This is a genomic window from Fusobacterium sp. (genome assembly GCF_019012925.1).
In the GTDB taxonomy this organism is placed as follows: domain Bacteria; phylum Fusobacteriota; class Fusobacteriia; order Fusobacteriales; family Fusobacteriaceae; genus Fusobacterium_A.
The window spans coordinates 118,942-132,135 of sequence record NZ_JAGIRL010000021.1 but is presented as its reverse complement, the minus strand read 5'-3'; the positions used below and the strand labels follow the sequence as shown (position 1 = coordinate 132,135).

Annotated in this window: 12 protein-coding genes and 1 tRNA gene; 10 read left to right on the top strand and 3 right to left on the bottom strand. The window is 27.3% G+C overall.

Annotated elements, in window-relative coordinates; translation table 11 throughout:
* Positions 1-28: 28 nt before the first annotated feature.
* From QZ286_RS03615 to QZ286_RS03595, 6 genes are all read left to right on the top strand, one after another.
* On the top strand, positions 29-1,387 hold the full coding sequence (locus tag QZ286_RS03615; RefSeq protein WP_291255616.1) for a site-specific DNA-methyltransferase: 1,359 nt from the start codon (positions 29-31) through the stop codon (positions 1,385-1,387).
* A 10-nt stretch (positions 1,388-1,397) separates the two neighbouring features.
* A complete protein-coding gene (locus tag QZ286_RS03610; RefSeq protein ID WP_291255615.1) occupies positions 1,398-4,460 on the top strand; it encodes a DEAD/DEAH box helicase family protein in 3,063 nt (1,020 codons plus the stop codon).
* Positions 4,461-4,532: 72 nt separating this feature from the next.
* Complete coding sequence (locus QZ286_RS03605) at positions 4,533-4,853, top strand: hypothetical protein (protein ID WP_291255614.1); 321 nt, start codon at positions 4,533-4,535, stop codon at positions 4,851-4,853.
* On the top strand, positions 4,831-5,124 hold the full coding sequence (locus QZ286_RS10290; RefSeq protein WP_367243728.1) for a restriction endonuclease: 294 nt from the start codon (positions 4,831-4,833) through the stop codon (positions 5,122-5,124). Before QZ286_RS03605 ends, QZ286_RS10290 begins: the two co-directional genes overlap by 23 nt.
* Positions 5,125-5,221: 97 nt before the next feature.
* Positions 5,222-5,416, top strand: a complete 195-nt coding sequence (locus QZ286_RS03600; RefSeq protein WP_187423099.1) for a hypothetical protein — start codon at positions 5,222-5,224, stop codon at positions 5,414-5,416.
* 119 nt (positions 5,417-5,535) lie between these two features.
* Positions 5,536-5,946 carry a hypothetical protein gene (locus QZ286_RS03595; RefSeq protein ID WP_291255613.1) on the top strand — a complete coding sequence of 137 codons (411 nt, stop codon included), beginning with the start codon at positions 5,536-5,538 and terminating at the stop codon, positions 5,944-5,946.
* A 215-nt stretch (positions 5,947-6,161) separates the two neighbouring features.
* Here QZ286_RS03595 and QZ286_RS03590 read toward each other — a convergent pair.
* Together QZ286_RS03590 and QZ286_RS03585 are read right to left on the bottom strand one after the other, a co-directional pair.
* Positions 6,162-6,248: transfer RNA gene (locus QZ286_RS03590), tRNA-Leu, on the bottom strand.
* Between the two features lie 29 nt (positions 6,249-6,277).
* Positions 6,278-6,844 (bottom strand): hypothetical protein, encoded by a 567-nt coding sequence (locus tag QZ286_RS03585; RefSeq protein WP_291255612.1) that lies wholly within the window; start codon positions 6,842-6,844, stop codon positions 6,278-6,280.
* 355 nt (positions 6,845-7,199) lie between these two features.
* On the opposite strand from QZ286_RS03585, the gene QZ286_RS03580 reads away from it, so the two are divergent.
* Entirely contained in the window at positions 7,200-8,885 is a 1,686-nt protein-coding gene (locus tag QZ286_RS03580; RefSeq protein WP_291255611.1) for a sulfatase-like hydrolase/transferase, read from the top strand.
* 27 nt (positions 8,886-8,912) lie between these two features.
* Positions 8,913-10,124: an anaerobic sulfatase maturase gene (locus tag QZ286_RS03575; protein WP_291255610.1), complete on the top strand. Its 1,212-nt coding sequence runs from the start codon at positions 8,913-8,915 to the stop codon at positions 10,122-10,124.
* A 59-nt stretch (positions 10,125-10,183) separates the two neighbouring features.
* On the opposite strand, the gene QZ286_RS03570 is transcribed toward QZ286_RS03575, so the two are convergent.
* On the bottom strand, positions 10,184-11,194 hold the full coding sequence (locus tag QZ286_RS03570) for a hypothetical protein (RefSeq protein WP_291255609.1): 1,011 nt from the start codon (positions 11,192-11,194) through the stop codon (positions 10,184-10,186).
* 283 nt (positions 11,195-11,477) lie between these two features.
* Here QZ286_RS03570 and QZ286_RS03565 point away from each other — a divergent pair, with 283 nt between their 5' ends.
* Together QZ286_RS03565 and QZ286_RS03560 are read left to right on the top strand one after the other, a co-directional pair.
* Positions 11,478-12,113, top strand: a complete 636-nt coding sequence (locus tag QZ286_RS03565; protein ID WP_291255608.1) for a bifunctional 2-keto-4-hydroxyglutarate aldolase/2-keto-3-deoxy-6-phosphogluconate aldolase — start codon at positions 11,478-11,480, stop codon at positions 12,111-12,113.
* 18 nt (positions 12,114-12,131) lie between these two features.
* On the top strand, positions 12,132-13,169 hold the full coding sequence (locus QZ286_RS03560) for a sugar kinase (RefSeq protein ID WP_291255607.1): 1,038 nt from the start codon (positions 12,132-12,134) through the stop codon (positions 13,167-13,169).
* The last annotated feature ends 25 nt before the right edge of the window (positions 13,170-13,194 follow it).

The following is a 13,194-nucleotide window of genomic DNA, read 5'->3' as shown; positions in this document are numbered from 1 at the left end:
TAGATACCATTCTGATTGGCTAAGTATGATGTACCCTAGATTAAAACTAGCTAGAAATCTTTTAACAGAAGATGGAGTAATTTTTATTTCAATAGATGATAATGAACAAGATAATTTAAAAAAAATATGTAATGAAATTTTTGGAGAAGAAAATTTTATATCTAATATAATGTGGAAGAGAAAAAAAGAAGTTTCAAATGATTCTAAAAATATTTCAATACAAGGAGAAAATATTATTGTTTACTTGAAAAGTCTTAATGGATTTTTAAATTTAGAATCTCTTTCAGATGATTATATAAAAAAATCATATAAAGAATCTAATGAAAAATTTACTTTAGGAAAATGGAGGGGAGTTCCAATAACAGTATCAAAAGGTTTGCGTGGGGGAGGATATAATTATAAAATAGTAAGTCCTTCTGGAAATATTTTTGAAAGAACATGGGCATATCCAGAAAGTAGTTTTAAAAAATTATTAGCAGAAGGGAGAATATATTTTGGTTTAAATGGAGATTCTCTTCCTCAAAGAGTTATGTATTTATTTGAAAGTGAAGGACAACCAACAACAAATTATTGGGATAATGTTTCTAGTAATAAAGAAGGAAAAAAAGAAATTTTATCACTGTTTAATGAAAATTATTTTGATACTCCCAAACCTGTAAATTTAATAAAAAAGATATTATTGATTTCCTCTAATAAAGATTCAATAATATTAGACTTTTTCTCTGGTTCAGCTACAACAGCTCATGCAGTTATGCAACTTAATTCAGAAGATGGTGGAAATAGAAAATATATAATGGTACAACTTCCAGAACCTTGTGATGAAAAATCAGAAGCATATAAAGCAGGATATAAAACTATTTGTGAAATTGGAAAAGAAAGAATAAGAAGAGCTGGGGAGAAAATAAAAGAAGAGATTGAAAAAGAAAATTCTCAATTAAAATTAGGAGAAGAGCCTAAAAAAGTACCAGATATAGGATTCAAAGTATTTAAGTTAGATTCATCAAATATTAAAGAGTGGGATAGTGAAACAGAAGATTTAGAACAAAGCCTATTTGATTCAATAGATAATATAAAATCAGACAGAAGTTCTTTAGATATTTTATATGAAATTTTATTAAAATATGGATTAGATTTAAATGTTCCTATAATTGAAAATGATAAGTTTTACTCAATAGGTGGAGGAACTTTATTAATTAATCTTGATAAAGAAATTGATATGGAAGTAATTGATTCTATATGTGAAGAATACAAAAACTTACTTGAAATAGATGAAGATTTTAAAACTATGGTAGTTTTAAGGGATTCAGCATTTAAAAATGATGTAGATAAAACAAATGCTATGAAAAAATTAGAGCAAGTAGGAATAAAAGAAGTAAGAAGCATATAAGGAGCCAATTATGAAAATAAAATTTGAGGAGAATTTAGACTATCAATTAGAGGCAATTAACTCTATTACAGATATATTTGCAGGACAAGAAACTAATAAAACAGTTTTTACAGTTGAAAAGCAAAATGGACAATTAAAATTAGGCAGTGTAGAAAATGAGCTTGGAATAGGTAATGGACTTTTACTTTTTCCAGAAGAAATATTAGAAAACTTAAATAAAATTCAAACTAAAAATTGTGTATCTAAAACTAAAAGTTTAAAAGGAAATGATTATAATTTTTCTGTTGAAATGGAAACAGGTACAGGAAAAACTTATGTATATCTTAGAACTATAATGGAATTAAATAAAAAATATGATTTTACAAAATTTATAATTGTAGTTCCATCAATAGCTATAAAAGAGGGAGTATATAAAACTCTTGAAATAACAAAAGAACATTTTAAATCTTTATATGATAATGTTCCTTATGACTATTTTATATATGATTCTAAAAAAATTGATATGATAAGAAACTTTGCTGTAAATGATACTATTCAAATTATGATTATTACAATAGATGCTTTCAATAAAGATATTAACCAAAATGAAGAAGATAATCAAGAAGATGAAAACATAAAAAATAGTAAACAAAAATCAAATGTTATTTATCGTGAAAGAGATCAAGCTAATGGATATAGACCAATAGACTATATTAGACAATGTAATCCAATAGTAATAATAGATGAACCACAGAATATGGAAACTGATAATGCAAAACAAGCTATAAGTAAACTAAATCCATTATGTACATTGAGATATTCAGCAACACATAAAGAAAAATATAATCCAGTTTTCAAATTAGATTCTGTAAATGCCTATGAAAGACAACTTGTAAAACAAATAGAGGTAGCTACTGTTGGAGTTACTAAAAATAATAACAATACTGAATATATAAAAGTAACAAATATAAAAGCTACCAAATCTGGAATAAGTGCAAAACTTGAGTTAGATGTAAGGGTGGGAAGCACTGTAAAAAGAAAAGAAGTAGGTATAAAATTAGGAGATGACTTACAAGAAAAAGCAAAAAGATCTATTTATGAAGGATATTATGTAAATGAAATTACATATAATGAACAAGATCCTAGCAAATCTTTTGTGGATCTTGGAAAAGTAACTCTTACACTTGGACAAGTTAATGGTGGAGAAAATCCAGATACTATAAAAAGATTACAAATTAGAAAAACTATTCAAGAACACTTTGATAAACAGAAAAGATTAAAAAATAGAGGAATAAAAGTTTTATCACTTTTCTTTATAGATAAGGTTGCAAATTATAGAACTTATGATCCAGAAACAGGGGAAGCAAAAAAAGGGAAATATGCTTTAATGTTTGAAGAAGAATACAATAGACTTTTAGAAGTGCCAGAATATTCAGAAATGGGAGATCAAACAGTTCCTTTATATCAAAGAGCATCAGTAGCACATGATGGGTATTTTTCAGCGGATAAAAAGAAAAGTAAAAATGGAAAAGAATATTTTGAAGAAAAAGATACAAAAGGAACAACAAATGCAGATGAAGATACGTTTAATAAAATAATGAGAGATAAAGAAAAATTATTAAGTTTTAATGAGCCGTTATCTTTTATCTTTTCTCACTCTGCTTTAAAAGAGGGTTGGGATAATCCAAATGTTTTCCAAATTTGTACTTTAAATGAAACAACTTCTGAAATGAAAAAAAGGCAAGAAATAGGAAGAGGTCTTAGAATAGCAGTAAATCAAAATGGAGAAAGAGTTAGAGGTTTTGATGTTAATACTCTTACTGTAATGGCAAATGAATCTTATGAAGAGTTTGTTGATTCATTACAAAAAGAGATGGAAAAAGAAGAGGATATAAAATTTAGAGTGATAGAAAATTATATTTTTTCTAATATAGTTACTAAAGTAGAAAATGAAAATGAAATATATCTAGGACATGAAAAATCAGAGGAAATATATAACTTTTTAATAAAAGAGGAGTATATAGATGATAAAGGAAATGCAACTGATAGATTAAAAATAGATTTAAAAGAAAATATATTAAAACTACCAGAAGAGTTTGAATATATAAGACCTGCTATTGAAAGAAAATTAAAATCAAGTGCAGGAAAACTAGTTATAAAAAATGCTGATGATAAGAAAAAAATTAGTATTAATAAACAAGTTTTCATAGAGGAAGATAATTTTAGAAAATTATGGGATAAGATAAAATATAAAACTATTTATCAAGTTAATTTTGATAGTGAAGAGTTAAAAAATAAATGTTTAGAATTTCTAAAAGATGGTATAGATATTAGAAATGAAAAATTTCTATTTGAGAAAAAAAGATTAGCAATTACTAAAGGTGGAATAGAAGAAAACTTTACTACTTCTGAACATGAAAAAATGGATGTGAAAAATAGATTTAAACTTCCAGATATAGTTAGTTATCTACAAAATGAAACAAATCTTACAAGAAAAAGTATAGTTGAAATCTTAATAAAGACTGAAACATTGAAATATTTTAAAAAAGATCCTCAAACATATTTAGAACAAGCAAGTAATGCAATAAAAAAAGCTATGAAAAGCTTTATAGTTGACGGAATCAAGTATGAAAAGATAGGAGATAATGAATACTACTCACAAGAAATTTTTGAAGAGGAAGAACTTTTTGGATATTTAAAAACAGAAATGAATAATCAAGGAAACATGATTGAAAGTACAAAATCTCCATATAATAATATAGTTTATGATTCTGATATAGAAAGAGATTTTGCTCAAAACTTAGAAAGTAATAAAAATGTGTTAGTCTATACAAAACTTCCTAATTGGTTTAAAATACCTACTCCATTAGGAAACTATAATCCAGATTGGGCTGTATTAGTTAAACCAGATCTATATAAAGATGAAGAAAAGTTATATTTTGTTGTTGAAACTAAAGGTTCTACTTTTGAAGGAGATAGAAGAGAAACTGAAAATTTAAAGATTAAATGTGGAAGAAAACACTTTAAAGCAATATCAGAAGATATAAATTTTGAAGTGGCTAACAACTTTGAAAAATTTTCTAACAAATTTTAAAAATTAACTGAAAATCACTTTCCTAAACGTTAAAGGTATTCTACCAATAATAAAAAGGAGAGTGATTTTAATATGAAGGAGAAGGATATGAACTACTACATATTTAGAATTGATTATTCAGACAGGGATTATTTTAAGGAAAATTTGGAAAAAGGTATTTTAAAACAAGGTTGGGGTTTGGAGAATTTATCCTTACTTGATGAAAATGGAGAAGAGAGAAATCAAGAGGAATGGGTTAATGCTTGTCCAGAAGGTTGGAGAGATACTGACGAAGCTAGAAGATATCTTAGAAATAAAAACAGTAACCTAAGAAAAATGTTAGAGATGAAAGAGGGAGATATAATTCTTATTCCTAAATTTCTCGAGTGGAATATGTTTCCTTTTATTAAGTGAAGTCAATGATGAAATAGGAAATTGTAGAGTATATGTACAGATTAAGAAAAAAGATGGTATTTGTAATGAAGATGAAGGAATAAAACAACTTGAAGATATCGTTAAGTCTAAAGAGAAAATTGAAGGAATAGAAGATAAAATTAATAATATTTATAAAGTTTTAGTTTGTACAGGAGAGTTTAGTGATAGAATTAAAGAGTTAGCAAGAGATAAAAATATTATTTTAATTGACGGGATACAACTTGTAAGAATGTGTATTAAAAATATTTAATTAAAAATAATTTAAGACTTTCTTAGTGTGGTTTCACTTTTTCAAATTTTATGGTATAATGTGGAAAAGTAATTATTTAAGAAAGGGGTTGAAAAATATGGCAACATCATCTTTTACTAGAAAAATAGTTGTAACAGGTAAAGAAGCAGTAGATACAATAATAGATGCATTAGTGTCAGATACTCCTAAGAAAGATCCAGAAGAAATTTGTAGAAGAAAAGAATCACTTGAAAAAAATAGAAAAAGGGGGAGAGAGCTATTAGCACAATTTGCCTCTCATTACAAGAAATAATAGAATTTCTTCCAGAAGAAGTTGTAAAAGAGTTTATTAATGATTTTTCATGTAGTAAAGATTTAGATATTGAGTTTTTTCTAAAAAATAAAGCTTTTTTATTCCAAGAGAAAAATAAAGTGAGAAATTATTTTATTTTAGATGAAGAAAAATTTTCAAATGGTGAATTTGATATTTTAGCATATTTTGCATTGTCCACAAAAGTTCTTTATTTACCTGAAGAGCTATCTAAAAGTCAAAGAAAGAAAATAGATGGACTATATAATGGAGTCTCAGAAGTTTCAACTTTTCTAATTGGACAAATTGGAAAAAACGACAAAAATAAGGATAAAATATTAGGAGCAGAAATTTTACAATATGCTTGTGATTATATAGAAGAAGCTAGTGAAATTATAGCAGGACGTGTAATTTTAGTGGAGTTAAAAGATAATCCTAAGCTAATTAATTTCTATAGAGAAAATAATTTTAAATTATTAAAGAATAGTACAGAAAATGAAGAAAAGCTGTTACAAATGATAAAAATTATATAAGTTTATGAGGAACTTTATAAGAGGTGTATAATAAAATAGTGTTGATGGATTTTTCAGAGATCCTGAGACACTATTTTTTCTATTTTTGCTTTTTGTCAAATAGTGTTGGTAAAAAAGAAAGAACTTTCTTTTTATATACAAGAGTTTCAGATAAACTAAATTATAAATAAAAAAAGCCCTCATTTTAAATTCGAGAGCTTTATACTTCAATTAAGTGGTGCCTAGAGAGGGACTTGAACCCTCACTCCTTCAACAGGAAACGGATTTTGAGTCCGTCGCGTCTACCATTCCGCCATCCAGGCACGTTAGTTACTCATTTATAATATACTATTTATGAGAATTTGTCAATATATTTTAGAAATATTTTTAAACTATTTTTTTCAACTTCATCTAAAAGGTTATTTTTAGTTATATAATCTAACAGATTTTTAACTTCTTCTCTCTTAGCTAGCCTATATATGCTGACTGTTTTACCATTTCTGTAAAACATATTAAAATAGATAGGAGTATATATATTTTCAGTAATTTTTTCAGAGCAACTAAAAATAAAAATATTTTCATTTTCATTAATATTTTCACTAAAGGTATTTTTAATAATAGTATTATTATTTTCATTGGACTTTTTTACTCTTAGTACAAAATAATTAAAAAATTGTTTTGAAGGATTGATTTCATTATGTGTAACTTTAACTAAAAAAGAGTTTAAATACATTCTATTCTCTTTAAACATAAAAAAATAGTTATTATCTTTGGAGAATTTAGGGGTAAGTGTTGAGTACTGTATAGTTTCTCCAACGTTGCTATTATTTTTTGTAACTTCGATATTATAGAGTTTTTCATATTTAGCAAAAGATATATTAAAAAAAATAATGAAATAAAAGAAAAATAGCTTTTTCATAATAACCCTCCTAGTTAGAAATAAAGTTGTCATAATATTCTATCATATTTTATAGAGAATAAAACATTGAAAAAATAAAAATTCATTATTTAAAAAAAATATGAATTTTAAAATTTAAATAAAAATAGATATTTTTTTAAAAAAGAAAACTATATATATTGACACTAAAAAAATAATTGAGATCAAATTTTTTAATTTTTTTGTATACAAAGAAAAGTAAAAAAACAAAGATTGACAACAAATAAAAAATGAATTAATATATATTATATTAGTTTTATATGTCTGTATATAATAGATTATGTATTATTATAATAACAGACTATAATAATAAAAATAATAAAAAGAGGTGGAATTGATGTTAAATTTGAAAAACGGATCTAAGTATTTAACTCTTCTTTTGTTAGGAACATTTGCCACTGGAAGTTATGCAGCAACAAATGTAAAAGACAAAGGAACAGCAACAAATGTAGCATTCAATCAAAGTTTTGTACCTACAGAATACAAAACAGAAGGAAAACCAAATGTAATTATTATTTCAATGGATGACTTAGGATATGGACAACTTAATTTTGATGAAAAGGCTTTTGATAAAAAAGTGTTGGCTACAAAAGTTATTCCAGACAGATACAAAGTGGATGTAGATAAAGCTATAGAAGCTGCTAAAAAATCTACACCTAATTTGAGAAAGTTACAAGATCAAGGAATTATGCTTACTCAAGACTTTGTGTGTCATGGAGTTAGTGGACCATCAAGAGCTGGATTTATGACTTCTGAATTTCCATCAAGATTTGGAATTTATAGTAATGATGATGCTCAAGACGGAGTATCTGTAGATCATAAGTTTTTAGCAGAGTTATTCCAAAATCATGGATATGAAACTTCTGCTATTGGAAAATGGCATTTAGGAAGAATAACAAATGTTCCTGTTCCAAAAGAAAAACAAACAAGAGATTACCATGATAACTTTACTACATTCTGTGATGAACCTTTCCAACCACAAAATAGAGGATTTGATTATTTTATGGGATTCCATGCTGCAGGAACAGCATATTATAATTCACCTAGCTTATTCAAAAATAGAGAAGTAGTACCAGCTGAAGGATATATTACTGATCAATTGACAAATGAAGCATTAGGTAGAATAGAAGCTGCAGGAAATGATCCGTTCTTTATTTACCTAGCATACAATGCACCTCACATACCACTAGAACAACATGCACCAGAAAAATATAGAATTTTTAATACAGGAAATGAAGAAGTTGATAAATATTATGAATCTATATATGCAGTAGACCAAAATATAGGAAGAATAATAGATCAATTAGAAAAAGATGGAAAATTGGATAATACTGTAATTATGTTCTTCTCAGATAATGGATCAGTTATAGATGCACCATTACCTATGAATGGAATTTTCACTGGAAATAAAGGGGAAACATTTAATGGAGGAGTACATATACCAGGATTTATAACATGGAAAGCTGGATTAAAAGCTGGAAAATACAATAAAATGGTATCAACTATAGACTATATGCCAACAGCTTTAGCAGCAGCAGGAATTGAAGTTCCACAAGAGTGGAAAGAAAAAATAGATGGAGTTAACTTATTACCATACTTGAAAAAAGAGGTTAAAGGAAATCCACACAAAGAATTATACTGGGCACAACCTAGAGCTTTCCACTGGGATCCAATAAATATTCCTTTCTGGAGAGATTATGATAAATATGTAACAGGAGAATCTGATTATTACCCAGTAAACCCATATATGGAGAGTCTATCAGAGTTCTCATGGACAGTTAGAGATAATACTTGGACATTACACTATTATGTAGGAGATAATTCATATGCTCTTTACAATTCAGTAAAAGATCCACAAGAGATCCATAATGTAATTGAAAAACATCCAGAGGTTGTAAAAGAGTTAAAAGCTAAAATGAGAAATTATTTAACAACTCAAGCAGTAAAACCTAATACAGCAAACAATTTACCTAAGTATGAACAATTAATTAAAGCAACTGAAGAAGTACCTGCTACTAAATAATAGAACTTTGTTTTGGAGGAAAATATTATGTTAAATTTCATGATCAAACCTACTAGTTTTCAATGTAATATAGCTTGTAAATACTGCTTTTATTTAGAAAAAGAGAAGTTTATGCACTCTGAACTTAATAAAAAGGTTAAGTTTATGGATTTAGAAACAGCAAAAAAATTTATAGAAAAAAGAGTTACAGAGGGTAAAGATAGAGATATATATTTTACTTGGCAGGGTGGAGAACCACTATTAGCTGGGTTAGATTTCTATAAGGGAGTTGTTAGCTATCAAAAAGAATTAGCAAGATTATTTGATAAAAAGATTCATAATGCCATTCAAACAAATGGGATATTAATTGATGAACAATGGGCTAAATTCTTAAAAAAACATGAATTTTTAGTAGGAATTTCAATTGATGGAGATCAGGAAATTCACGATATTTACAGAAGAACCGTGAACAATGGAAGTACATTTAGAAAAGTTAGTAAAGGATTGAGATATTTAGAACAATATGGAGTTGAATATAATACTCTTACAGTAGTAAACAATTTTAATGTGAAATATCCATTAGAAACATACAAATTTCTTAAATCTATAGGAGCGAAATTTATGCAATTTATTCCAGTTGTAGAAACATTGGATAATGATGAAAATTTTAAACCTAATTGGATAGATGACAGAGAATTTAATGCAAGAGTGAGTGACTTTTCAGTTGATCCAGTAGCTTATTCAGAATTTATGAATAAAATTTTTGATGTTTGGATAAAAAAGGATATAACTAAAATCTCAATTCGTATGTTTGATTCATTATTAACAAGATTTTCAGGGTATGAACCAACTCTTTGCATATTTAGAGAGAAGTGTGGTGGAAGTAATATAGCATTAGAGAGTGATGGAATGCTATATCAGTGTGATCACTTTGTTTATCCAGAATCTCAGTTTAAGATTGGAAATTTTCAAGAATTAAACTTGAATGAGATTGAAGGGCTAAGTGATAAATTATCTCAAAAAAAACAGGATATTAGTTCTAAATGTAGAGAGTGTAAGTGGCTTGAACTATGTCATGGTGGTTGTCCAAAACATAGGTTTATTAATTTAAATTCATCAGGTGAGAGAATAAGTTATTTCTGTGAAGCTTATCAAAGAATGTTTGAACATATGACTCCGGGGTTAAATTTGATGGTGGAATTTAAGGAAAAACATATTCCTTGGGAACTATTTGCAGGGGCAGTAGAAAAGATATATTAGATAATTTATAGCAATAAATAGAAAAGCTAAAGAGAGTTTCTTCTCCTTAGCTTTTTTGTTTACTTATACTCTCCCAACATAAATCTATAAAATGAAGGGTTTACATAGATCTCTTTTGTTTTTAATTTTATATTTTTATTTTTTGCTAATTCTTTTATTAAGGCATTTGATTTTTCAGGTAAAGTTAGTACATAAGCAACATAATCGTCTTGTTCAGCAATATTGACAATTAACTTTTCAAAACCTTCAACTTTTTCTGTTTGCATAAAAGGTTGCCACCAAGAATCAAAGATAAGTCCCTTTTCATCAACCTCATCTTTTTTAGCATACTTTTCAATAAGTTTTATAAATTGTAATTTTTCATCTTTATTTTTAAACTCAAATTGTAGATCATACTCAAGAGGAGTGATAACAATCTGTCCATTTTTCATTACAATATTAGGAGTAGCTGGTTCTCCCCAATCAGGCATATGGAGATAAGCTGAAGTTTTAGGTTCAATTTGAACTTTTGCATCAAGATGCTCACTCTTCATAAGAGCTAGAAGTTGTCCAGCATGTTTTATACCATTGTGACCATAAGTTAAAGAGAGTTCAGGATTAAAATTGGTAACTGCATCTTTTCTTTTAACATTATACCCTGTTGTTAATCCTTTAGATAGAGCTATATTTAAACTATCAATTAGTGGATTTTTTTTGATTACTTCAAAAGAAGAGTACTGTTGGTTCATTCTATTAATAATATTTTTATCTGAAACATTTCCAAGATAATTTTGATGAGAGTTTTTATAGTTATCTACGTATGTGTTTAAGATGTTTTCAATATCCTTAGAACTATTTAATTCATCAATTGTAATAGCACCTAGATCAACTAGTACAGATTTTGAAATCAATTCATCTAACTTCTCTTTTTTTAATCTTTTGTAGTTTTTTAGGTTCTTTTCAACTTTTTCTTGAGAGTAAGTGTTAACTACTTCAAACATATCTAATTTTTTTAAGCTTTCGTTGTAGATGTCTTGAGCAAATAATGAAAAGCTTAAAAGTATAGAACCTATTAATAATCTTTTTTTCATAAATCTTCTCCTTTTTTAATTAAATAGATTTTACAACAGCTATTATATCATATTTTAAAAAATTATAGAAAAATTATTTGATAGTCTAAAAAATTTTATATATGAAAAAAATATTTTTTTGAAAGTAGAAATTATACAATATTTTAGGATATTTAAAATATACTAGTATCTTTTTGTTTCATATATAAAACTTAATGCTGAATTATTTTCTTGAATTTAAGATAAAATTATTATATATTTATAGTAAGAAATAAACAAAATTTTTCTTTTAGGAGGAAACGAAATGCTAAAAAAATATAAAATATTAGAAAAACTTGCTGATATAGGAATTGTAGCTGTAGTAAGAGGAGAGAATGTAGCTGAGGGAGTTAGAATCTCTAAGGCTTGTACAAAAGGTGGAATACCAGCTATTGAAGTAACTTACACTGTTCCTGGAGCAACTGAAGTTATAAAAGCTCTTAAAGAGCAAGATACAAATAATGAAATGGTTATAGGTGCAGGAACTGTATTAGATGCAGCTACTGCTAGAATAGCTATACTTGCTGGAGCAGAGTTTATAGTGTCACCTGGATTTGATAAAGAGACTGCTAAGTTATGTAATCTTTATCAAGTACCATATATGCCAGGTTGTATGACTATAACTGAGATGACAAAAGCTATGCAATATGGTGCTGATATTATAAAACTATTCCCTGGAAGTGCTTTTGGACCTTCATTTGTAAAAGCTGTAAAAGCTCCATTACCTCATGCAAATATAATGCCTACTGGTGGAGTTAGTTTAGACAATATGGAAGAATGGTTTAAAAATGGTGTAATAGCAGTAGGAGCTGGAGGAAAATTAGCTTCTGGAACAGATGAAGAGATCATAGCAACTGCTCAAGCATTTAGAAAAAAATTATTAGAAATAAGAAATAAGTAGTATCTTGGAGGAAAATTAATGAGTAAAATATTTGATTTTACAGAAAAAGAGTTTGGTTTAGTTTGTTGTGGAGAGATGATTATGAGATTATCTCCTTTAAATAATGAGATGCTTATTCAAGGAAATCTTTTGACAAAACAGATGGGTGGAGCAGAGTTTAACGTAGCTAGTTCAGTATCTATTTTGGGAGAAAAGACAGCAATGTTAACAACTTTACCAAACAATGAATTGGGAAAATTTGCTAGAAAATCAATGACATTAAATGGTGTAGCTGATGATTTTTTAATCTATGATGACAGTAAATACAAACGTATGCCTATATATTATTATGAGTATGGATCATCACCTAGAAAACCAAATGTTACTTATGATAGATTAAATTCATCTTTCCAAAGAATGACAGTAAATGAAGTAAATCCAGAAGTATATGGAAAAACTAAAATTTTCCATACAAGTGGAATATCATTAGGGCTTTGTGAAACTTCTATGACTTTAACAAAGGATCTAATTTCAAACTTTAAAAAAGGTGGAGCATTGGTGTCTTTTGATGTAAACTTCAGAAGAAATCTATGGTCAGAGCCAGAGGCAAAGGTTGAAATAGAGAAGATACTTCCAGATGTAGATATATTATTTGCTTCAGAAGAAACTTTTAGAAAGATGTTTGAAAAGACAGGAGATCTAAAAGATATTATAAGAGCATTTGCAAAAGAGTATGATCTATCATTTATAGCTTCTACTCAAAGAGTTGTAAACTCTCCTAAATCTCATAATTTTTCATCATTAGTATATGATAGAAAGTCAGATACATTCTATTCAGAAAGAGCTTATGAAAATATTGAGATAGTTGACAGAATAGGAAGTGGAGATGCTTATGTAGCAGGAGTACTATATGGAATCCTACACTTTAATGAAGCAGAAAGAGCAATGAAATATGGAAATGCTAACTCTGTTTTAAAGAATACGATAGTTGGAGATATTTCTTGTGCTGATTCAACTCTTGTAGAGAGCATTATAGCAGACCATGATAATGGAAATACATCTGAGATGAATAGATAATTAATATTTAACTAAAAATAATTTA